General features: G+C 37.5%; 20 protein-coding genes. 8 read left to right on the forward strand and 12 right to left on the reverse strand.

All coding sequences use genetic code 11. The features are described from left to right. Positions 1-48 precede the first annotated feature (48 nt). From M0D58_RS06180 to M0D58_RS06205, 6 genes are all read right to left on the reverse strand, one after another. A complete protein-coding gene (locus M0D58_RS06180) occupies positions 49-498 on the reverse strand; it encodes a hypothetical protein (RefSeq protein ID WP_248394323.1) in 450 nt (149 codons plus the stop codon). A 66-nt stretch (positions 499-564) separates the two neighbouring features. Further along, entirely contained in the window at positions 565-1926 is a 1362-nt protein-coding gene (locus tag M0D58_RS06185; RefSeq protein ID WP_248394325.1) for a DUF5458 family protein, read from the reverse strand. 21 nt (positions 1927-1947) lie between these two features. Continuing rightward, complete coding sequence (locus M0D58_RS06190; protein WP_072884871.1) at positions 1948-2394, reverse strand: type VI secretion system contractile sheath small subunit; 447 nt, start codon at positions 2392-2394, stop codon at positions 1948-1950. 257 nt (positions 2395-2651) lie between these two features. Beyond that, positions 2652-4751, reverse strand: coding sequence for a M13 family metallopeptidase (locus tag M0D58_RS06195; RefSeq protein ID WP_248394327.1), 2100 nt, complete (start codon positions 4749-4751; stop codon positions 2652-2654). A gap of 209 nt (positions 4752-4960) precedes the next feature. After that, positions 4961-6988 (reverse strand): M13 family metallopeptidase, encoded by a 2028-nt coding sequence (locus M0D58_RS06200; RefSeq protein ID WP_248394329.1) that lies wholly within the window; start codon positions 6986-6988, stop codon positions 4961-4963. Between the two features lie 93 nt (positions 6989-7081). Further along, entirely contained in the window at positions 7082-8335 is a 1254-nt protein-coding gene (locus M0D58_RS06205) for a CinA family nicotinamide mononucleotide deamidase-related protein (protein ID WP_248394331.1), read from the reverse strand. Positions 8336-8450: 115 nt separating this feature from the next. Here M0D58_RS06205 and M0D58_RS06210 point away from each other — a divergent pair, with 115 nt between their 5' ends. Beyond that, positions 8451-8927, forward strand: a complete 477-nt coding sequence (locus M0D58_RS06210) for a DUF7832 domain-containing protein (protein WP_248394333.1) — start codon at positions 8451-8453, stop codon at positions 8925-8927. Between the two features lie 55 nt (positions 8928-8982). Here the strand turns inward: M0D58_RS06210 and M0D58_RS06215 are convergent, their stop codons facing one another. The 3 genes from M0D58_RS06215 to M0D58_RS06225 all read right to left on the reverse strand — a co-directional run bounded on the left by M0D58_RS06215 (position 8983) and on the right by M0D58_RS06225 (position 12203). After that, positions 8983-9522: a lipocalin family protein gene (locus M0D58_RS06215; RefSeq protein WP_248394335.1), complete on the reverse strand. Its 540-nt coding sequence runs from the start codon at positions 9520-9522 to the stop codon at positions 8983-8985. 168 nt (positions 9523-9690) lie between these two features. Beyond that, on the reverse strand, positions 9691-10425 hold the full coding sequence (locus M0D58_RS06220) for a LytR/AlgR family response regulator transcription factor (RefSeq protein WP_248394337.1): 735 nt from the start codon (positions 10423-10425) through the stop codon (positions 9691-9693). After that, positions 10422-12203, reverse strand: coding sequence for a tetratricopeptide repeat-containing sensor histidine kinase (locus M0D58_RS06225; protein WP_248394338.1), 1782 nt, complete (start codon positions 12201-12203; stop codon positions 10422-10424). The genes M0D58_RS06220 and M0D58_RS06225 overlap by 4 nt, the downstream gene beginning before the upstream one ends. Positions 12204-12333: 130 nt before the next feature. Here M0D58_RS06225 and M0D58_RS06230 point away from each other — a divergent pair, with 130 nt between their 5' ends. The 5 genes from M0D58_RS06230 to M0D58_RS06250 all read left to right on the forward strand — a co-directional run bounded on the left by M0D58_RS06230 (position 12334) and on the right by M0D58_RS06250 (position 16981). Next, on the forward strand, positions 12334-13719 hold the full coding sequence (locus M0D58_RS06230; RefSeq protein WP_248394339.1) for a vWA domain-containing protein: 1386 nt from the start codon (positions 12334-12336) through the stop codon (positions 13717-13719). A gap of 113 nt (positions 13720-13832) precedes the next feature. Continuing rightward, positions 13833-14186, forward strand: a complete 354-nt coding sequence (locus tag M0D58_RS06235; protein WP_248394340.1) for a hypothetical protein — start codon at positions 13833-13835, stop codon at positions 14184-14186. Positions 14187-14442: 256 nt separating this feature from the next. Then, entirely contained in the window at positions 14443-15117 is a 675-nt protein-coding gene (locus tag M0D58_RS06240; RefSeq protein WP_248394341.1) for an SIMPL domain-containing protein, read from the forward strand. A gap of 12 nt (positions 15118-15129) precedes the next feature. Next, positions 15130-16326 (forward strand): VWA domain-containing protein, encoded by a 1197-nt coding sequence (locus tag M0D58_RS06245; RefSeq protein ID WP_248394342.1) that lies wholly within the window; start codon positions 15130-15132, stop codon positions 16324-16326. 274 nt (positions 16327-16600) lie between these two features. Continuing rightward, the gene (locus M0D58_RS06250) at positions 16601-16981 is read left to right on the forward strand and encodes a SpoIIAA family protein (protein ID WP_029296622.1); all 381 of its coding nucleotides are present in this window, start codon (positions 16601-16603) and stop codon (positions 16979-16981) included. A 57-nt stretch (positions 16982-17038) separates the two neighbouring features. Here the strand turns inward: M0D58_RS06250 and M0D58_RS06255 are convergent, their stop codons facing one another. Both M0D58_RS06255 and lipA read right to left on the reverse strand, forming a co-directional pair. Continuing rightward, a complete protein-coding gene (locus M0D58_RS06255; protein ID WP_248394343.1) occupies positions 17039-18232 on the reverse strand; it encodes an MFS transporter in 1194 nt (397 codons plus the stop codon). Between the two features lie 287 nt (positions 18233-18519). Continuing rightward, positions 18520-19386: a lipoyl synthase gene (lipA, locus tag M0D58_RS06260; protein ID WP_248394344.1), complete on the reverse strand. Its 867-nt coding sequence runs from the start codon at positions 19384-19386 to the stop codon at positions 18520-18522. Between the two features lie 108 nt (positions 19387-19494). Between lipA and M0D58_RS06265 the strand changes: the two genes are divergently transcribed. Further along, a complete protein-coding gene (locus M0D58_RS06265; protein WP_248394346.1) occupies positions 19495-20127 on the forward strand; it encodes a hypothetical protein in 633 nt (210 codons plus the stop codon). A gap of 84 nt (positions 20128-20211) precedes the next feature. Here the strand turns inward: M0D58_RS06265 and M0D58_RS06270 are convergent, their stop codons facing one another. Continuing rightward, a complete protein-coding gene (locus M0D58_RS06270) occupies positions 20212-20772 on the reverse strand; it encodes an RNA polymerase sigma factor (RefSeq protein WP_248394348.1) in 561 nt (186 codons plus the stop codon). A 302-nt stretch (positions 20773-21074) separates the two neighbouring features. On the opposite strand from M0D58_RS06270, the gene tyrS reads away from it, so the two are divergent. Then, positions 21075-22370, forward strand: a complete 1296-nt coding sequence (gene tyrS / locus M0D58_RS06275) for a tyrosine--tRNA ligase (RefSeq protein WP_248394350.1) — start codon at positions 21075-21077, stop codon at positions 22368-22370. Positions 22371-22375: the final 5 nt, after the last annotated feature.

The raw sequence follows: 22375 nt of genomic DNA on the forward strand, positions 1-22375 counted from the left end.
ATTTATTTTAATTAAACCTTCAGGATTGTATATTTGGCAAAGGTAAAATTATTTATCCGCTTTTACAGAATAAACCGGCGCCGCTTTCAGCCATTGATATTTTAACTTCATATCCTTTGCGATAAAACGGTAACCTTCCAGTTTTTTAAGATAAATATATGACAAAGAATCTTTCTTAAATGCAAGCTGTTGGTCAGAAAGAAACTGAAAAGGGAAATTCACTATTGAATCTCTTGTTGTCTTCAGCACTTCGCCCGAAGTAACCCTGTAAATAAAAATAGATTTTCCGCGTCCTGACGACTGATCTATCAGCTTCACATTTCCGGAAGAAACTACCATATCACTTTCATCAAAACATTCCTGAGGCTTCATGACATACGCTTTTCCTTCCTGTCTTTCATCTGCGAAAAGATCAACTGCCTGCTTACCCTTAATCTGTTTTTCTTCACAGCTTAAAAACAAAAAAATCAATGGCAAAAATAATAATCTGCCTTTCATAATAAATATTTTACTGATTTTGATAAAAAAAACCGATGAACAAGCACCGGTTTTATCTTAATATTTTTACTCCTGGGCGTATTCTGCATCCCACTCATTTCCGTCATCTCCTTTATGACCGTCCAATTTGATTACAAAACTTTTCGTAGGGAAATACGGTGTTAGGCGGATGTCCAGCCAAACCCGGTCTTTATTAACCCTGTCCTGTTCAAAACGAACGATTTTAAATTTTTCAATCAACTTATCCGGGCCTTTGATATTATCCAGGAACTGAACAATTTGTCTTCTCAGATCATCTTCATTCTTGGCATTCCAGTTTTCAAAAGCTCTTCTGTTGAGGAAGTCCAATAAAACTTTGGTTACATAGTCGAATACACGAACTACAGAATACGTCTGTAATCCGATATTATCTCCCGTGAAAAGGGTTTTTGCGGAGAATGCCATGATCTTTCCATATTCATTGACCATCGGAACAAGCCCCATTTTTTCAAGCTGTGAAATCTCGCTTTTCTTCAATTCAAATTTTACGGCATCCACTTCGTTGATATTTCCGTGTTTTTTTCCTGCTGCCACCTGAGACATGAGGGTTTTGTGGATCTTTCCTGCGAGTGAAGTGGACGGTGGAAGTTCTACATTTTCTTCCTCTCCTACTTCTTCAGCTTTGCCACGGCCAACCAACCAGTTACACGTCATAATGACATTACTTCTGTGCAGTTCTCCACCGGTAAGATTTGCGGAATGAAAAAGATCTACCACATCATCCGGCTTGTCGAGGTTGGCAAAATCGGTAACCATCATGACTTTATTTTCATTACATATTTTCGCCCATTTTTCGATTACTTTATTGGATCCCAGATATCCTGGAATTGCCAAAATCGAATAGTTGTCGCGAAGATCCAGACGGTCATAATAATTCTTGAACTCTTCTGCAATAGCATCGATGAATAAAGGATTATCAAGATCTGAAACCTGGTCTAAACTGGCATTAACAATACTTACATTGTCTACTTTATCAAGTTCCGTATTTTTATAAAACTGAGCGACTGTTCTGTAGTTCGTTTCCAGCTGGCGTACGGCATCAAGTGTATTTTTCAGGTTTGATTTTAAACTCTGATCCGCAGACTGCGCTTTTGATTTGCAGGTTTCAGCCATTTTATCAGCTGAATCGTTGCTTTCAAGAAGATTCACCCATAGGTTTATTTTCTGAAGAAGCTCTTTTCGTTCTTCTTCTTTGTTGCTGTCATTAAGGAATATTTCTTTCCTTGCTTTTCTTGTAGGGTTCATGTTGGCAATACCGTCTACAACGGATTCTACAAAACCGAAACCTCCTATTTTATTAAGTTCGGCAAGCGGATTACCTTTCGGCTGACCTGCATGTTGCTGCTGCCCCTGGTGTTGGTTTTCAGCTGGCTGTAATTTACTATCCATGATACGTGTAAAGTCTTTAGATTATTTTTCAAGTTCCTGTGCCACTTCCTTCAATACCTCGATAAACGCAGCTCTGGTCTGATCGTTTTCCAGCATATTGCGCAGAATTTTATTGGTTTTCAGCTGGCGTACAATTTTGTTGTATTGCTCCTGCTCCATGCTTAGTTGCTGGAGGTATGCTGATTTCTGGGTAAGGTTTTTGGGGGTAAAATCTGCAAGATTCTGAAAACGGAATTCTTCTTCTACTACAGTGCCATCTTCTGTCTCGTGCTGCACGTTTACAGAAGGCTGGAAATGCCTGAAGACGTCTTCCACTGTTTTTAATCCTGTTACAATTTCAGGAACATAAGACTCTTCTGAAGTAAGCTGGCTCACAATCAATGACTTATTCTCCTGTATGTTCTGGATAGCTTCATTGGCATCCACTTTCACTTCGTTTCCGCCAACGCCATAATTAAACATTGCCATATTATTGTTATTTTGAGATTTTTTATTTTGGTGTGAATCGTATTTATCAGCATCAAATAGCTGACCAATCCAATGTTTAAATTTAAAAAAAAACTGTAACATACAAAATTTTGTTAAGAATTTTCTTTAATATTTGACTTAAACAATTAAATATTAATCAAAAATCAACATTTTACGATATCACTAAGCTATGAAAAAATAAATAAAAAAACGCATCATTTCTGATGCGTTTCTCTTTTCTAACAATTTTTGGCTGTTTACCAAATTTTTATTCTTTCTTCCGGAGCTTTATACATTTTGTCGCCCGGTTTGATATCAAAAGCTTTAATGAATGCATCCTGATTTACCAACGGACCAAAAGCCCTGAAAACACCCGGAGAATGCGGATCCGTTTTTACCTGATTGATCATATACTGATCAGTAGATTTTGTTCTCCATACTGTTGCCCAGCTCATAAAAAACCGCTGATCCTGTGTGAAACCGCTGATCAGTCCCGGATTTCCATGATCTTTAAGGTACATCTGAAGCGCATCATAAGCAACTGCCACGCCTCCAAGATCTCCGATATTTTCGCCGCTTGTAAATTTACCGTTTACAAAACTTCCTTTCACCGGTTCGTAGGCACTGTACTGTGCACCAAGCTGTGCCACTTTCGCATCAAAGTTTTTACGGTCTTCATCTGTCCACCAGTTGTTAAGATTCCCGTCACCGTCAAATCTTGAACCGCTGTCATCGAATCCGTGGGAAATCTCATGACCGATTACGGCTCCGATTCCGCCGAAGTTTACTGCCGGATCGGCCTTCGGGTTATAGAAAGGAGGCTGAAGAATTGCTGCCGGGAAAACAATTTCGTTATTAGAACCGCTGTAATAGGCATTTACCGTTTGCGGAGTCATTCCCCATTCTGTTTTATCAACCGGTTTCCCGATTTTATCAAGACTTCTTTGATATTGCCATGCAGAAACATTCTGAAGATTAGAATATAGTGTAGCACCGGCTTTTGGAGATTCTACTTTCATTTGAGAATAATCTTTCCATTTATCCGGATAAGCAATTTTCACTGTGAATTTAGACAGTTTTTCCTGTGCTTTTACTTTTGTAGCCGGAGACATCCAGTCCATATCATTGATGTGTTGCTTGAAGGATTTCAGGATATAATCAATGTATGTTTCCATCTGAGCTTTGGATTCCGGGGTGAAATATTTTTCAACATACAATTTTCCAAAGGCTTCGCCTAAAACCCCATTCACTAGGGAAAGGCCGCGCTTATTCATCGGGCGCTGTTCTTTTTGTCCCTGAAGATATTTTGAATAAAAATCAAATCTGATCTGTTCCAGATTTTCATCCAAATTGCTTGCATTTCCATTAATCAGATGATATTTCAGATAATCTTTTAACAGTGGAAGATTTTTCTGGGTAAGAAAAGAATCCATATTCTGATAATATTTCAGCTCTCCGATGATGACTCTGTCTGTGTTGACACCTGCATTCTTAAGATAGCTCTGAAGATTTACGTTTTTAACAAGAGCCGGAAGCTCGGAAACATTTTTCGGATTGTATCTTAGATTGGCATCTCTGTTCTGCTCCAGGGTTAATAAATAATTAGCCAGCTGTTTTTCAAAATCAACTACATTTTTTGCAGCTCCCTCAGAATTTTTATAACCTAAAACGCCGAACAATTTACCTACATAAGATTGATATTCTGCCAGTGTTTTGGTGTTGGCCTCATTTACTTTTTGATAATAATCTCTTCCCAGCCCAAGATCCGGACCGCCAAGATACACGGCATTCATTTTAGAATTTTTCAGATCTGCACCTACTCTCCAGCCATAAAATGAGTTATCACCCAACTTTGTGGCTTCAAGAAGATATTTCTGAAGATCATTCAGGTTTTTGATGGCATCAATTTTAGCCAGATCCCCTTTTATGGGAGCCAGCCCTTCTGCATTTTTTTTATCCGTATCCATAAAAGAAGCATATAGATTCTGGATTTTTTCACCTTCTGAACCTGCAGAGTATGATTCTGATAAGATTTTATTTAAAATATCTAAAGAAGCATCATCTACATTTTCTCTCAGTGCATTGAAAGATCCCCAGCTCGCTTTATCTGAAGGAATCTGAGTGGTTTTCACCCAGTTTCCGTTTACGTAGCTAAAAAAATCATCCTGCGGACGCACCGACTTGTCCATGTATGCTAAATTGATTCCTTCTTCTTTCATCTCCTCTTTTTTCACCGGTTCTGCAGCAACCTCTCTCACTGTTTCGGGTTTCTGAGTATCTGCTGTTTTAGCCGTACCACACGAATTTAAAAATACAAACCCAGAAAAGGCAAGTATTCCGATATTTAGCTTTTTCATTAAAAATATTTTTTGATTGTACACAAACTTACCAAATATACATAATTTATTCATAAATGTTTATGGTTTGAAATGCAAAGTTGGTGAGAAGTAAAAATGTAAGAAGTGAGAAGTGAAAAGTGAGAAGTAAGAGGTGAGAGGTGAGAAGAGAGTTCTTTAATAAAAAAACCGCTCATTGCTGAGCGGTTTCTATTTGAATAAAATATTTATTACCAGATTTTGATTCTTTCTTCCGGTTTTTTGTAAAGCTTGTCGCCTTCTTTCACGTCGAATGCTTTGTAGAATGCATCAACATTGGTAAGAGGTCCGAAACTTCTGAAATATCCAGGAGAGTGCGGGTCTGTTTTCACCTGATTGATCATGTATTTCTCGCTTGATAATGTTCTCCAAACGGTTGCCCAGCTCAGGAAGAATCTCTGATCCTGTGTGTAACCACTGATAGGTCCAGGATTTCCTTTGTCTTTCAGATACATTTGTAATGCATCATAAGCAATATTTACCCCACCTAAGTCGGCGATGTTTTCACCATTGGTAAAGGTTCCGTTTACGAACGTTCCTTTTACCGGCTCATATTTATCGTATTGTGCAGCAAGAGCTTTTGTTGCTTTTTCAAAATTAGCTTTATCCTCCGGAGTCCACCAGTCTACAAGATTTCCGTCTGCATCGAACTGTGCTCCCGAGTCATCAAATCCGTGGCTCATTTCGTGACCGATCACAGCTCCAATTCCACCAAAATTAACAGCTGCATCTGCATTAGGATTAAAGAAAGGTGGCTGAAGAATGGCTGCCGGGAATACAATCTCGTTGTTTACAGGGTTGTAATAAGCATTCACCGTCTGTGGAGTCATTCCCCATTCTGATTTGTCAACAGGTTTTCCGATTTTAGCTAAATCTTTATTATACTGCCATTCTGTAATATTCTGAAGGTTTGAATATAAATTTCCTCCTTTAGATTCCGGAATGATTGTTAACTTAGAATAGTCTTTCCATTTATCCGGATAAGCAACTTTTACCGTAAATTTGTTTAATTTCTGCATTGCCTTTTCCTTTGTAGTAGAAGACATCCATGCTAAATTATTGATGTGTACGGCAAAACTTTTCTTCAGATAATCGATCAGTTCCACCATCTGGGCTTTAGCTTCTGCAGGGAAATATTTTTCAACATATAATTTCCCGAAAGCTTCTCCTAAAGTTCCGTTAATCAACTCATATCCTCTTTTGTTTAAAGCTCTCTGCTCCTGCTGACCTCTTAAGTATTTACCATAGAAAGCAAACCTCATGTCTCCCAGTTTTTCACTTAAATAAGAAGCGCTTCCGTTGATCATGTGGAATTTAAGATAATCTTTTATTAGAGGAAGATTTTTCTCATTTACCAATTTATCGAAATCTTTATAATAACCGATTTCTCCGATGATTACTTTATCCGTATTTACGCCCACCGCTTTAAGATAAGCAGGAAGATCAACCCCTTTTACCAATGTCTTCAATTCAGCCATTGTTCTTGGGTTGTACTGTAGCGTATTGTCACGGCTCTGCTCATTGGTAAGATAGGTTTTAGCAATGCTTTTTTCGTATTCTACAATACCTTTTGCAGCTGCATCAGCATTTTTGTATCCTAATTCTTTCAACATAGAAGCTACATATTTTGTGTATTCTGCAAGAGCTTCCGTGTTTTTGTCATTCACTTTCTGATAGTAGTCTCTACCTAATCCAAGTGATGCATTTCCTAAATAAACGGCATTCATTTTAGAATCTTTCAGATCTGCATCCACTCCCCAACCGTACATAGTATTTTCACCTTCTTTCGTTACGGAAGTTAAATAATTTTGAAGATCTTTAAGATTTTTAATCGCGTCGATTTTGTTAATATTAGCCTGGATTGGCTTGATTCCGTCTGCATTTCTTTTCTGGATATTCATATAAGTTGCATACAGATCCTGGATTTTTCTACCTTCTGTTCCATCTGCAAATTTATCTTTCAAAAGAGAATTCAGAATAGTCATTGAATTATTGTCGGTATCTTCCGCCAGCTTGTTGAAACTTCCCCAAGTCGGCTTATCGGAAGGAATTTTAGCGGTTTTCATCCATGTTCCGCTCACATAGCTGTAAAAATCGTCCTGAGGACGTACTGATTTATCCATCAGGCTAAGGTCTAAGCCTTTATCTGTCGCCTGAGCGTTCACCATTTGTGAACATATTCCTCCTAATAAAAGCAGAGAAAGCGTTAATTTTTTCATTATAATTACAATTTATACAATAGGTATATTTTATTTACAATTTGTTACTTAAAAATTTACTATTTTTAATAGTCCCGATTTATTTTTTAGAGCTTATTTTTCTGAAATTAAGATTGCTACCACATCCTGAATAACTTTCTGTGAAACGAAATGCATAAAATCAAGTCTTTCGAGATGCGGCATGTATAATTTTGAAGTAACCGCCTGATTTCCTACTCTAATGGTGTAAAAAACTGTTCCCACTTCTTTTCCGTCCTCGCCTTTTCCAGGCCCGGCCACACCGGTTGTTGATAAAGCAATATCCGTATTGAATAATTTCTGACAACCTGCTGCCATTTCACCGGCAACCTGCTCGCTTACCACTGTAAATTCTTCTACCGTTTCTGATTTAACTTTCAAAATATCAATCTTTTTCTCCGTTGCATAAGAAACAATTCCACCCGGAAAATACGCTGAACTTCCCGAAACAGAAGTAATCATTTTGGCCAATTCTCCACCGGTGCAGCTTTCTGCTGTTGAAATTGTCAGTTTTCGTTCCGTTAAAATTTCCGCAAGAATTTTTTCAATTTTATCTTCGGAAGTTGCAATAACATGATCTTTAATCAAAGGCAACAATTTCTGTATTTCATCTTCCAACTGCTGCTGAAGAAATGTCTCATTTTCTCCGGTTGCAGTCAGCCTCAACTTTACCCTAGTCCCGACAGGGAGATAAGATAATGCTAAATTTCCAGGTAAAGCCAGTTCCCAGTCTTCTATCATATCTGCTAAGATACTTTCGGGAATTCCAACTACAGAAACAATTCTTGTGGTGATATAATTCAGGCTGAATTTTTCATGCAGATACGGTACAATCTGGTCTTTGATCAATGGTTTTACTTCATAAGGAACGCCGGGAAGACTAAAAAGCAGTTTGCCGTTTTCTTCCATCATCATACAGGGCGCAGTTCCGTAATGGTTCTGAAAAACTTTTGATTTGGTGGGAACAAATGCCTGCTCTCGATTTCTTTCAAGAATTTCCAGTCGGCCCCGCCTTTCCATATATGCTTTCAGATGATTAAATGTCACCTCATCCAGCGCAATTTCGTCATTAAAAAATTCTGCAATAGCCTTTTTGGTTTTATCATCCCGGGTTGGTCCCAAACCTCCTGTGGTAATGATAAGATCCCCGATTTGAAAAGCAGAATCAATGGCCTTTTTAATGGTTTCAATCTCATCTGAAATGGTAAGAATCTGAGAGACTTTAATCCCTATATTTTTAAGTTCGGTTGCTATGAAATTAGAATTGGTGTCTACGGTGTTTCCGGATAGGATTTCGTCACCAATGGTAATCAGAACGGCATTTTTCATAAAATAATTGTCGAAAAAATTTCTACGCAAATGACGGAAAATTCTCTCTTCCGGGCAATATAAATTGATTTTTTCTATTTTTGACTGAAATTGTTTAAAACTATAATTAATAAATATGTCTAAATATGACGATGCTTCATGGCATTACGGCGGCGATTTCCCCGAAGGGCTTCCTGAGAAAAACGGAGCCACCCACACCGGAATGTTCCTGAACTGGTGTATTCACAAGGATCTTATTTCTGATGAACTGAAAGAAGGCGCTGCTGAAGAAATTAAAAAATTGAAACGCCGAGAAATTACGGGAGCAGAATTTCTTATGGAGGTAATGGATGGAAAATTCTCAGAATATGACCTGAATGCTATGGGAAATGCTTTTGCACAGGACTATTATAAAGATGAAACTGATTTTGGCAACCGTTTCAGCTCATTTGCTGATGATTACGTTAATCTTTTTGACACCAAAGCAGAAGAAAATGATTATGAATATGAAACATTCTATCATATTGAAGATACTTACGAAAACTATGATCTGATGAAACAGATTGTTGATTACCGCTTTGATGAATGGAAGGAGTATAAAAATCTGAATTAATAAAAAACCTCACAGGTTTGAAACCTGTGAGGTTTATATTTTAAATTTATCATAATTAATTGTGCTTAACCCAGATTAATTCATCGGTCTTATAGCCTACTCTTTTTGCTTTTTCCAGGAATCGCTGTCTTATACTTTCCGGAAGTTCTTTGGTGCGGGAAAGAATCCAGAGATATTTTAAATTATTCCCCATGACTAAAGCATACTGGTAATTATCATCAATATCTACCACGTTGTAACCTGCCCAAATGGGTTTAAAGAAAGAAACTTTTAAACGGGCTTCCGTTTCTTTATTCACGAATCGGGCTTCTCCCACAGACTGTTTCCATTCTTTTTTCACGTAATTGTAGCCTTTATTGTCTACTTTAATCGTTCCGTCCGGATTTTTGGAATAGGTTGCAGTAACATTATCCATATCCTTCTCAAATTTATAATCGAAACGGGCTATTTCGTACCAGGTTCCAAGATATCTGTCGGCATTGAAATTCTGAACTGCTGTGGCGCCTTTCGGAATTCCCACAGAGCATGAACTTAAAACAAGAAGTCCTAAAACACCTAAAGAAAAGGGGATTGCAATTTTCTGAAAAGTCTTCATAATAGATTTTTTTGTGGTATCCTAAATTCTTCAAAAATGATGCCTGAACGAGATTAATTCCTCCCGGAAATTGTACTTATGCCATAGATTGTTGCAGCCCGACTTGAGCGGAGCTCTTTTTGTGAAACAAAAAAGCGGGAGCGGAAGGCGGAAAAAGCTGCCCAAAAATTAAGAAAAGACTTTCAGGAAATTATCTTTAAAACTTCCGGAAATTTCAATTTCGGTATTGTCGGAAAGTGTTGCTGTACCGCTTTTGTGATAAGATTTCACGAAATTGATATTGATAATATGGGAACGGTGAACCCTTACAAAAGGATGTTCCAATAGATCATCGAAATGCTTCAGAAACCGGCACACCATTTTTTTGGAGCCATCCGTAAGAAACACCTGCGTAAAATTTCCATCTGCCTGAAGCCTTAGAATATCCTCCGTTTTCACCACATCAAATCCCTGCAATGTCGGGAGAATCAGCTGTTGCTTTTCGGGTTTTAACTTTAAGTTTTCAAGGAGAATTTTATTCCGGTTGAAATCTTCTTTCTTCTCAATGCTTTCTGCCACTTTGTTGACTGCCAGAATTAACTCCTGAATATCGATCGGTTTTAAAATATAATAACTCGCCGATTTATTAAGTGCCTGCAGCGAGTATTGTGAAAAAGCTGTGATGAAAATTGTCTCGTAGGAAAAATCTTTCGTTGCTTCCAACACATCAAAAGCATTTCCGAAAGGCATTTCCACATCCAGGAAAACAAGTTGCGGCTGCTTTTCGGCAATCAGCGGAACCGCTTCCTTAATATTCTCCGCCTCGCCCAAAATCTCTACCTGCGGACAATATTTGTTGAGGTAATTCCTCAAAACTTCTCTTGCGATCACTTCATCGTCTACGATGACGGCTTTTATTTTCATTTGTTCACCAATTTATATCTTATTTCCACAAGAACGCCCTGTGTATTTTGTTTATCTGTAATATTGCACTGAATTTCCTGATGATAGAGATCATTCAGCAGAGCAATTCTTTCCAGGGTATTTTTCATTCCGCGGCCTTTTCTTGCTTTCTGATGTTCTGTTTTTTGTTTTTTGCTTTCTTCGATCCCGATGCCATTGTCTTCAACAGTAATTTTTAAATATTGATTGTCTTTTTCAAAATACAGCTTTAAAAATCCTTTTGTGGTTCTGTAACGAAGTCCGTGCCAGATGGCATTCTCAAGAAACGGCTGCACCAGCATTCCGGGAACTTTCAGGCTTTGGGTATTGAGGCTTTCATCCACTTCAATTTCATAATCGAATTTATCTGAAAAACGTGTTTTTTCCAACGCAAGATAGTTCTGAAGCAGATCCAGTTCCTGCTGAAACGGGATAAAATCTTCGGTGGAATTTTCCATCACGCCGCGCATCAGTTTTGAGAATTTGGTTAAATATTGATTGGCTTCCAGTTCATTGTTTGTGGCAATGAAATGATTAACCGAATTTAAGCTGTTAAAAATAAAATGCGGATTCATCTCACGGCGCAGCGATTGCAATGCAATTTTTTTATTTTTTATCTGAACTTTTTTTAGGGTCCTGAAAATAAAGATGATGAGTGCGGATAAAACCAGTAAAACTCCGATTAAACTGTAATTGAACACATTTTTCTTGCGAATAAGTTCATCTTTCAGCTGTTTTTCTTTTTCCAGCTGGGCAATCCGCTGTTCTGTGTCTTCCAGGATTTTTTCATCAGCCAGGCTTTTATCTTTTGACACCAGATCCGGCAGTTTTCCTAAAAAATCTCTGTAGAGCCGTACAGAAGCATCGGTATTTTCAGACATATTGTAGAGGCTGTCGAGTTTTTTCACACTTTTCTGTGCTTCAAGCGTATGCCCTTTTTCTAAAGCGATTCCGTACGATTTTTTTAACAGACTGATGGCTTCCCCGATATCATCTTTTTTAATATAAATATCGGCAAGCTCCTGAATCTGCTCCACTTCCTTTTTAGAATTATCTTTAACAAAATCCTCTTTTAAAACGGTCTTTTTAGCTTCGATGGCTTTATCGTAGTTTTTATTTTCAACATAAAAGTCCGTTAATTTCTGATTAATTTCCAATGCCTGTTGCGGCGCTTCCTTTTTAGAAATTTTATAAGCATTTTTAAGATTTGCTTCCGCTTTAGGAATATCATTCTGTTGAATATTCACATCTGCCATCTGGCTGTAACTTGCAGCCAGATCCCCTTTATCTTTATCCTTCTCATTAAGCTGAATATTGTTCTGAATCGCCTCTTCCTTCGCTTCGGGAGAATTTACCGATAGCCTGGTGACATCATTGGTATTAAGCGCGCGGCTTTTTGACGGAGCAACTTCTGCAGCCCGGCTGTAATTGCTGATTGCCGGAGTTATTTTATTCTGCTTTTCCTGGGACTGGGCCAGTTTCCGGCTGGCTTTTTCAATATTCGGTTTATCATTCAGTTTTTCGTAGATGTTTTTTGCTTTGGTGTAATATTCTTCGCTTTTCCTGAAGTTTCCGTCATTAAAAAAAGTCTCACCGATATTGTAATAAGAATCTGCCTGCGCGGATTCATCTTTTGTATCCACCGCTTTTTTTAGCCTTTTGCTCTGCACCTGAACATCTTCCACAACCCTGCTCTGGGAATATGCCGTATTCCCGAAAGCCATTACAAAAAAAAGCACAAAAAGCTTTATCATTTTCATAAAACAAAGATATACATATATATAGTCCGGCAAAAACTATTCACCAAGTGAAATTCGCTATTCACCAAGTTTAGTATTTTCTGCAGAGTTTGCAGGATTAAGTTTGCAGTATAATTCAAATATAAACATCATGAAAAATTTATCCATCTTCAACAAAAGCACCCTAATTTACCTTTTCTCTTCGATATTTATCTTTAATATCTCAAAAGCGCAGTTCGGAGTTTCGTCAGGTTCTGTTTCACACACCGTAAGCAACGGACTTTCGAGTACAAATGAGCGTGGATTTCTTAATGAAAACACGATAATCGTGGAAGATTTTATGAACTACCACAAACATCAGATTAAAATTCCAAAGAAAAATGAAGTGGCATTGAGCATTGATTATGACAATACCATTCTTAACTCAGACGACTGTTTTTTACTTCAAATCGGTCTTGCAACACAGAATGTTTCAGACAGGCAACATTCAAACAAAGTAAATGTTTCTCTGGTTATCGACAATAGCGGCTCTATGGGTGGCGGTAAACTTGATAAAGTAAAAAATGCACTTAAAGTTTTTGTAAAAGGATTAAAACCTGAAGATATCATTTCAATTATAAAATTTGATGATACGGCCAATCTGGTTTTAAAATCATCAAAAATAAAAGATGTTGCCGGAAATCTGGACCCGATTATCGAAAGTATTTATCCGGCAGGCTCCACCAATATTCATTCGGGGATGATGATGGGATATTCGGAAGCACAAAAACACAATACCAAAGACTACAATAGTAAGGTAATTCTTCTTACCGACGGAATGACGAATTCAGGAATTACAGATCCTGAGACGATTTTAAGACAATCAAAAGAATTCAACGATAAAGGAATTGACATCAGCACCATCGGAGTCGGACAGCAGCTGGATTTTGATTTATTACGGAGAATTGCAACGTACGGAAGAGGTTCCAATTATTTTATAGGAGATGCTGAAAAAGACATTCAAAAAACATTTAAGGACGAATTAGAAAGCCTTTTATATAATATTGGGAAAAAGCCGAAACTAACGATCAACCTTCCTGAAGGCATGAGAATCAATAAATTTTACGGATATCAGCCTACTTATATTTCCAATCATCAGATTGAAGTAGAACTTGAAAATCTGGATTGCGGACAAACCCAAATTTTCCTGATGGAAGTTGAAAAAAATGACTTGGAAAGCTCTTCAATTTCAGCTTCATTGGTTTATGAAAAGAATGATAAAATAAAAAATATTTCGTCAAAAAAAGAATATGATGCAATGACGGAAACAACGCAACAGGAGTTAAAGAAAAATTTTCAGATTGCTAAAATGGCTACGGAACTCAAAAAAGCAGCGAAGGATTTTTCACAGACGAATATCGGAAATACCAGAAAATCCATGCAGGACATCATCAATTATTATCAGTCGTTCTGCGATAAAAAAGACGAAGACTTGAGGAGAATTTATGATATTGCCTTAAAATATTCACCAAGACAAAATACAAGGTCTTATGAGTAAACTTTTCAATTCTTTATCACATTTTATATGAAAAAATGGTAACATGAAAATTGAAATTCCGTTAACAGTCAACCATTTAGCATTTATTACATTTGTTAAAACCAAACATAACTATGAAAAAACAGCTTTACATTTTTCTTTTGCCTGTATTATTCCTGCAGAGTTGTTCGTTTCTTGAACAAAACAACTTCATTGAAACCAAGATCATTTCCAGCGATCTCAATGAAAAAATTGTGTACAAGTTTTATCAGACCGGGCTTCATGATTACAAAGTAGATTTTTACTCGGTGGATCAGTCCGGTTCTACCAAACTTTTTGAACATGATCTCGACGATGCGTTTACAACTTCCGAAACGTATACTATTTCAGAAAATGACGATGAACTCATTATCCGCACCAAACTTTTTTGTGAAGTAAAAAAACTCGTCACCCGAAACGGAAAATCAATTGTTCTTACCAACAGATAAACAGTTCTTCTCAGGACTGTTTTTTATTTGAAGCTAATCCCGATTGCAACGACATCCTTTTTGGTTACGGCTTCCGCTTCGCTCCAGCCGCAACCAAAAAGGATGTCGTTGCAATCGGGGCTAGAGTTACAGTCATTCATTTTAAACAAATTCCCCAACTCACCAAGTCAAACCTTCATTTCACCAAGTCTCGCGATTTTCGGTTTTAAATCTGGGTAATTTTACTTCAGAAGTTTAAAATTAAAAAAAAGAAATTATGAAACTGAGACATTTTTTACTGATCGGGTTATTCTTTATAGCAGGACTGATCAACGCACAGGAAACAAAGAAAAATTTCATTGAAGTAACCGGAATTGCAGAAATGGAAGTGGAGCCGGATGAAATTATTTTCAATGTAGGAATTAAAGGCGATAACAAAAACCAGCTTGCCGACAATGAAAAACAGCTGTTTGAAATTCTTAAAAACAATGGGGTAAAAAACGAAGACATCAAATTCAAATCGATGTACCAGAATATCTATTCCAAAACGAAAATTTTCACCAAAAATCTTCAGTTTAAAGTAACCAAGAAAACCGATATGGCAAATCTTTTTGAAAACCTCAACCAAAAATGGATTACCAGCATCAATATCGACGAGATCAGGAATACAAAAATTGCAGATTACAGAAAAACCGTTAAAATAAACGCTTTAAAAGCTGCGAAAGAAAAAGCAGACTACCTGTTGGAGAGCATGGCAAAAAAAACAGGAAATCCTCTTGAGATCGTGGAAATCGAAGACTACACCAGCGATACGGTATTGCCGATGAATTTCAGAGCGAAAACGGCAAATATCCAGCTGGAAGCTGCCGATGCCAATGTTGATTATTCATTCGACAATATTGATAATATCAAGCTGAAATACAGCATTAAAACAAAATACGAAATTCTTTAAAAACAGAAAATCATGACAACTTTCAAAATTTTAACACTGACGATAGGAACTTTAACTCTTTTGAGTGCACAGAATTCCGGGGAGTACTTAATGTGCAGCAAAGGCAGACGGGTTGCTCCTACTGAAAAAAGATTGGCTGTAATTAAGCCTTCAAAAATTGCAGCTAAGGAAAATAAAATTCAGGTAGCTCTTCTTCTGGACACTTCCAACAGTATGGACGGACTGATTGACCAAGCAAAATCAAGGCTCTGGAATATCGTGAATACATTAACGACTTTAAAGTACAATGGAAAAGCGCCGGAAGTGGAAATCGCATTGTACGAATATGGAAATGACGGAATCACTGATGAAAATTACATCCGTCAGGTCACTCCTCTCACCCAGGACCTGGATCTGGTTTCTGAAAAGCTTTTTGCCTTGAGAACCAACGGCGGAAATGAATTTTGCGGAGCGGTAATCCGGGATGCTTCGATGAATCTGAGATGGGACAGCAATGAAAAAAGCATGAAGCTGATCTATATCGCCGGAAACGAACCGTTCGATCAGGGAAAAGTCAGCTATAAAAATGTAATTCCGGATGCAAAAAGGAAAAATATTTACACCAACACTATTTTTTGTGGAAACCGAGATGAAGGAATCCGTACTTTCTGGCAAAACGGAGCATCACTGGGAGACGGCAAATATTTCAATATCGACAGCGATCAGAAGGTCATTTATATTGAAACTCCTTATGACGTAAGAATTTCTGAGTGCAATGCAAAACTGAATGATACCTATATCTATTACGGAAGCCACGGTTCAGAATTCAAGAGCAAACAGATGCTTCAGGATAAAAATGCGGAAATACAGTCCGCTTCAAATGCAGTAGAAAGAACAGTGGCCAAGTCTAAGAAAAACGCTTACAAAAATGATCATTGGGATTTGGTAGACCGCGTGGAAAAAGACAAAGATTTTATATCAGAAGTAAAAGAATCTGAGCTCCCGGCAGAACTGAAAGGAAAAAGTAAGGAAGAAGTTAAAAAAGCAGTTGTTCAAAAGTCTGCTGAACGGGAAAAAATTCAGAAAGAGATTGAAGCACTTTCAAAGAAACGTCAGGAATATATTGACAAAGAAATGAAAAAACGTGGAAATGCTGATGCCGACGATTTAGGGAAAGCAATTGAAAGTTCCGTTATAGCACTGGCAAAGAAAAACGGATATCGCATTTAATGAATTTTATTTTCCTGTAAAATTCCAAAGATCTTAATATCCAAAGTGATAATCAACAATATGAATCATAGTTCGTAAGATGTGACGAATGAAAGTCGCAGTATATTTTGTGTGAGGCCGCGGCCTTTTGTTTTTTCCGGCGGCGAAGCCGCCGGAAAAACATCTTAAGATGTAAATTAAACTTTAAACAATTAAATGCTTTATTAACCCAATATTAAATATTGGTTTACTTTTTGTTATCAACCTAAAACTAAACCACAATAAATATTACAATATGATAACGATTATTCCAGAAGCTCCGGAGAATGTTGCGGCTTTCAATGCAACGGGAGAAGTAACAAAAGAAGATTTTGAAAACCTGGTAATCCCAAGAGTAAAGCAAAAGGTCGATCAATTTAATGAACTGAATTACCTATTGTACCTGGATACAGATCTGGATAATTTTACCATGGGAGCCTGGCTGCAGGATGCGCTTTTAGGATTAAAAAACTTAACAAAGTGGAACAGAACCGCTATTGTTACGGACAAAGAAGGAGTGCAGAATTTCACGGACATTTTCAGTGTATTGATGCCGGGAGAGTTTAAATCTTTCCCTAAAGGAAACCTTTACAATGCCCTTTACTGGTGTAAAAACGGTAATGAAGTCGAAGCGTAATAAGCTTATTATAAAAACAACAGAAAGACCATCTTTTTAAGATGGTCTTTTTATTTATTATTTTTCACACGAAACACAATCCGCTACTGTTTGCTGATCTTCTGATGCATAAAGATATTTGTACCGTACACTAATGATAAGTCCTATCAGCGTCATCCCAACTCCCACCAATGAAGGATAATTGAATGCATAGCCTTTTTCCAAAGGAATCCCTCCAAGAAATGCTCCCATGGCATTGGCAATATTGAAGGCCGCCTGCATAAATGCGGCTGCCATCATTTCACTTTTCGGTGCGGCTTTCATCATCATGATATTAATCGGTGCTGCTACAGACATAGACAATGCTCCGCATATAAAAGTAAGAGTAAGCGAAATGTTACGGTATTCCGATAAGAAAAATACACCGGCCAAAGAAATCATCATTAAAAACAACAGCAAAGAACATGTTTTTTCGGGACTTAACCTATCGGATAAATATCCTCCGGCCAGATTTCCGACCACCATCCCGGCTCCGGCCAAAATCATTACGTAAGCCATATAACCTTCCGGTATTCCTGAAACAATCGTCATAAGCGGCGTAATATAGCTGAACCATGTAAACAGTCCGCCAAAACCAATCGCCGTAATCATTAAAACCAGCCATGCTTGTCTTTTTTTAAGGAACTTTAATTCTTCCATAAAATGGGTCTCCTTATCAGACTTTACGTCCGGAAGCCATAGTTTCAGAAACAAAAGAGCCAGCAAACCAATTACCGAAACAATGGCAAAATACCATCTCCAGTGAAAGCTATGGCCAATATAGGTTACAAGGGGCACCATAGCAAGATTGGCAATGGTGAGTCCTGTAAACATCAATGAAATATTGAATGCCTCTTTCCCTTTTTCAGCCATTCTTGCTGCAACTACTGTTCCCACTCCGAAAAACGCTCCGTGAGGAAGTCCTGAAAGAAAACGGATGATCATCATCGTCATATAGTCGGGCGCCATAGCAGAAAGAGCATTAAACAAAGTAAAAATCACCATTAATGCCATCAATACTTTTTTAGGCGAAAACTTTACTGAATATCCGATCAGGATGGGTGCACCAACCACTACTCCAAATGCATAAGCAGAAATGAGATGCCCTGCTTCAGGAATACTGATCTGTAAGCTTTTTGCCATATCCGGAAGCAGTCCCATAATCGTAAACTCCGTTGTCCCGATTCCCAGTCCTCCAATGGCGAGAGGTATTATTTTTTTATCTAATTTCATTATATTTATTGTAAGCGTGCAAAATTCGGCACAAATAATCATTTATGCATTAACCAAAATGACATAAAGTTCTTCTATATTAACCTATTGATATCAAATACTAAATATGATTTTTTTATAAGAATAAAGTTGATTCCGAATTAATCTTAATTATTCCGGGGAATCCTTTTTAATTGTACACCGTTTAAGCTTAGTTATTGAAGATATATGTATTGCTGAAAAATTGAATTATAAGCAGGAATAATAAATGGTCAAAAAAATCGCTTCAAAACTGAAGCGATATATGTTTAATGAATGTGTTTTTCTGCGTGATAAGAACTTCTCACCAACGGTGAACTTTCCACATGCCTGAATCCTAAGCTTCTTGCAAAATCTCCAAATTCATCAAACTCTTCAGGAGTAATGAATTTTTTTACAGGAAGATGTTTCTTGGTCGGCTGCAGATATTGTCCTAATGTAATGACATCTACATTTGCATTTCTGATGTCTTCAATCGTCTGGAAAACCTCATCTTTGGTCTCTCCCAAACCGAGCATTACTCCTGTTTTGGTTCTTCTTTGCCCTGCTTCTTTAAGATATCTCAGCACATCAAGGCTTCTTTCGTATTTTGCCTGGATTCTCACTTCTCTGGTAAGACGCTTTACGGTTTCCATATTATGAGAAATTACTTCAGGTGCCACATCTACCAAACGGTCAATATGTTTCGTGATCCCCTGAAAATCCGGAATCAGCGTTTCCATAGTAGTTCCCGGAGAAATTCTTCTTACGGCATTTACAGTTTCCGCCCAAAGAATTGATCCCATATCTTTCAGATCATCGCGGTCTACCGAAGTAAGAACGGCATGCTTTATCTTCATTAATTTGATAGAACGGGCAACTTTTTCAGGTTCGTCCCAGTTTACATCAAGCGGTTTCCCGGTTTTCACTCCGCAAAATCCGCAGCTTCTGGTGCAGATATTCCCAAGGATCATGAAGGTTGCCGTACCTTCGCCCCAACATTCGCCCATATTCGGGCAGCTTCCGCTTTGGCAGATTGTATTTAATTTATATTTATCAACCAAAGTTCTCAGTTCTCTGTAATTCTTACCGGTAGGAAGTTTTACACGGATCCATTTTGGTTTCTGAACGGTTGTATTTTGAATTAAATCCTCCATGTACATCTCAAATTGAGGGTCAAAGTTAGTGATTTTTTTATCGAAACAATCAAAGACAGAGATTGATGAAACACATAATTTTGTATTTTTAGATATAATTATCATCTCATGAAATCTATCTTATGTTTTTTAACCGTTACATTGAATATATTGTGCTTTGCTCAGAAAGAATTTCAGCCGCAAGGTGCTACAGTTATTGAAACGGTTGACGGAGACCTTGATGGTGACCATATTCCTGAAAAAGTGATTGTTTACAATACAAAAGATACCACTGATTTTGGCAACTTCCGTGAAATCCAGATATTAAAGAGAGTAAATCAAAAATGGACAATCCTAGAAAAGTCAAGGAATGCTATTCTAAAAAGTAAGGATGGCGGTATGATGGGCGATCCCTATCAGAGCACCGAAATTAAAAATGGAATTTTAATGATTACCCAGGCCGGAGGAAGCAGCTGGAAATGGGGCTATACGGATAAATACAGATTTCAGAACGGACATTTTGAATTGATCGGATATTCATCCGACAGTGGAAAGCCTGAAGAATACTGGATCGACGTTGACTTTAACCTGTCCACAGGACAACTTATTTTTGAAAAAGAAGTTGAAAATACAGAAGAATACGGAAATTCTAAAAGAGAAGTTTTCATTAAAAAAGGGATGAAAATTAATCTGCAAAACAGGAATCAGGAAAAACAAAGAGAAATTTTACTTCCAAAGACAAAAGAGAAAGTTTATTTGTGATTATGAAAATGGAATTATTAGATTTTGAGGTTAAGCATTATTTAGATTCTACAGATGACAGTCTGAACGAATAATTTTATATCGTTAATTATCTTCAAATTCATTGTTTTTTAACAATTCGGCCAATACTTTTTTCGCGCGCATTACCCGGACCTTGGTATTGGCAACAGATATACCGAGTTCCTCTGCTATTTCTTTAATGCTTTTTTCCTCAAAAAACCGCAGCTTGATGATATCCTGGTAATTGGCATCCAGCGATTCAATAGTCTTAATGATTTTTTTCTGTTCTTCTTCAGAGATCATCAACTCTTCCGGAGATTTTGCATATTGATTTTTTACTTCTTCAAGATTTTCGGTAGGATCCTGATTTTCCCTGCTTTTTCTTCTCCAGAAATCGATGATGGTATTCTGGGCAATGGTAAGCACCCATGTTTTAAACTGAAAGTGAGGATCATACATATCAAGCTTTGACAATACTTTTGAAAAAACATTAACTGTTATTTCGTCTGCATCGTTTTCATCATGAACTTTTTTCATTACAAAAGAAAAAACATCAACCCAGAAAATGTTGATGAGCCTGGTCTGCGCCTTCTGGTCTTTTTCCTTTGCTTTTGTAATAAGCTGGAATAATTGTTCTTCGTTCATTATAAACAAATATACCGATTTTGGCTAAAAATACAAAGCACGGCATCCATGAATTTCGTTCCAGTAATTGTATTTCCGACTGGAGTCTAGCCCTGATCGCAGCAATTGTCTGAGCTCATTTTTTTCTTTTGGCGCGGCAGCTTCGCTGCCGCGCCAAAAGAAAAAATAGCGAGTGCGGAGAGCAGGAAAAAGCTCCTAAAAAAGAAATTAAAAGTTTAGATAATTATAAATGACAAATTCTTCCCTTCGCCTTATTTCCCTGAAATGATTATCTTTGCACCTAAATTTTAAAGTTAAAAATAATGAACTCTTTTATTGAAGAATTGAAATGGCGCGGTCTTTTTGCAGACATGATGCCCGGAACGGATGAACAACTGAATAAGGAAATGACAACAGCCTATATCGGTTTTGATCCTACTGCAGATTCTTTACATATTGGAAGTCTTATTCAGATAAAAATTCTTGCCCACTTTCAACAGCACGGTCATAAGCCCATTGCTTTGGTAGGAGGTGCTACAGGAATGATTGGAGATCCTTCGGGAAAATCTTCAGAAAGAAATCTTTTGGATGAGGAAACACTTCTTCATTATGTAGACTGCCTGAAAAATCAGCTGTCAAGATTTCTTGACTTCTCAGGAAGTGAGCCTAATAAAGCTGAGCTTGTCAATAATTATGACTGGATGAAGAATATTTCTTTCCTTGATTTTGCAAAAAATGTGGGAAAAAATATTACCGTCAATTATATGATGGCCAAAGATTCCGTGAAAAAAAGATTTTCGGGGGAAGCCGGAGCAGAAGGAATGAGTTTTACGGAATTTACGTACCAGCTGATCCAGGGGTATGATTTTCTGCATTTGTACCAGAATAATAATGTGAAACTTCAGATGGGAGGTTCCGACCAGTGGGGAAATATCACTACCGGAACGGAACTGATCCGCAGAAAAGCACAGGGCGAAGCGTTTGCATTAACAGTTCCTTTGATCACCAAAGCCGACGGTTCCAAATTCGGTAAATCCGAAAGCGGAGAAAACTACTGGCTGGATAAAAAGAAGACTTCTCCTTACAAATTTTACCAGTTCTGGCTGAATGCGACGGATGATGATGCTGAACGATTCATTAAATTCTATACATTCCTGGGAAAAGAGGAAATAGAAAACTTAGTTGAAGAACATAAAACAGCTCCTAATGAAAGAAAACTTCAGAAAAAACTGGCTGAAGAGGTGACGGTTTGGGTTCACGGGAGAGAAGAATATGAAAAAGCATTAAAGGCTTCTGAAATTCTTTTCGGACGTTCCACCGCCGAGGACATGGTAAGTCTGGATGAAGCGACTTTTCTTGAACTTTTCGACGGCGTACCACAAAAAGAAATCGCAAAATCTGATGCTTTAGGAATTAACATTATTGATCTTCTTTCGGAAAAATCGGGTTTTCTGAAATCTAAAAGTGAAGCCTCTAGAGAAATTAAGGGCAATGCAATTTCCGTCAACAAGCAAAAAGTAAATGATACTTTTATGGCAAATGAAAGTGATCTTATCGACGGTAAATTCCTCTTGCTTCAAAAAGGAAAGAAAAATTATTTTATTGTAAAAGCGATTTAATTTAT

The organism is Chryseobacterium nepalense, from assembly GCF_023195755.1.
Taxonomy (GTDB): Bacteria; Bacteroidota; Bacteroidia; order Flavobacteriales; family Weeksellaceae; genus Chryseobacterium; species Chryseobacterium nepalense.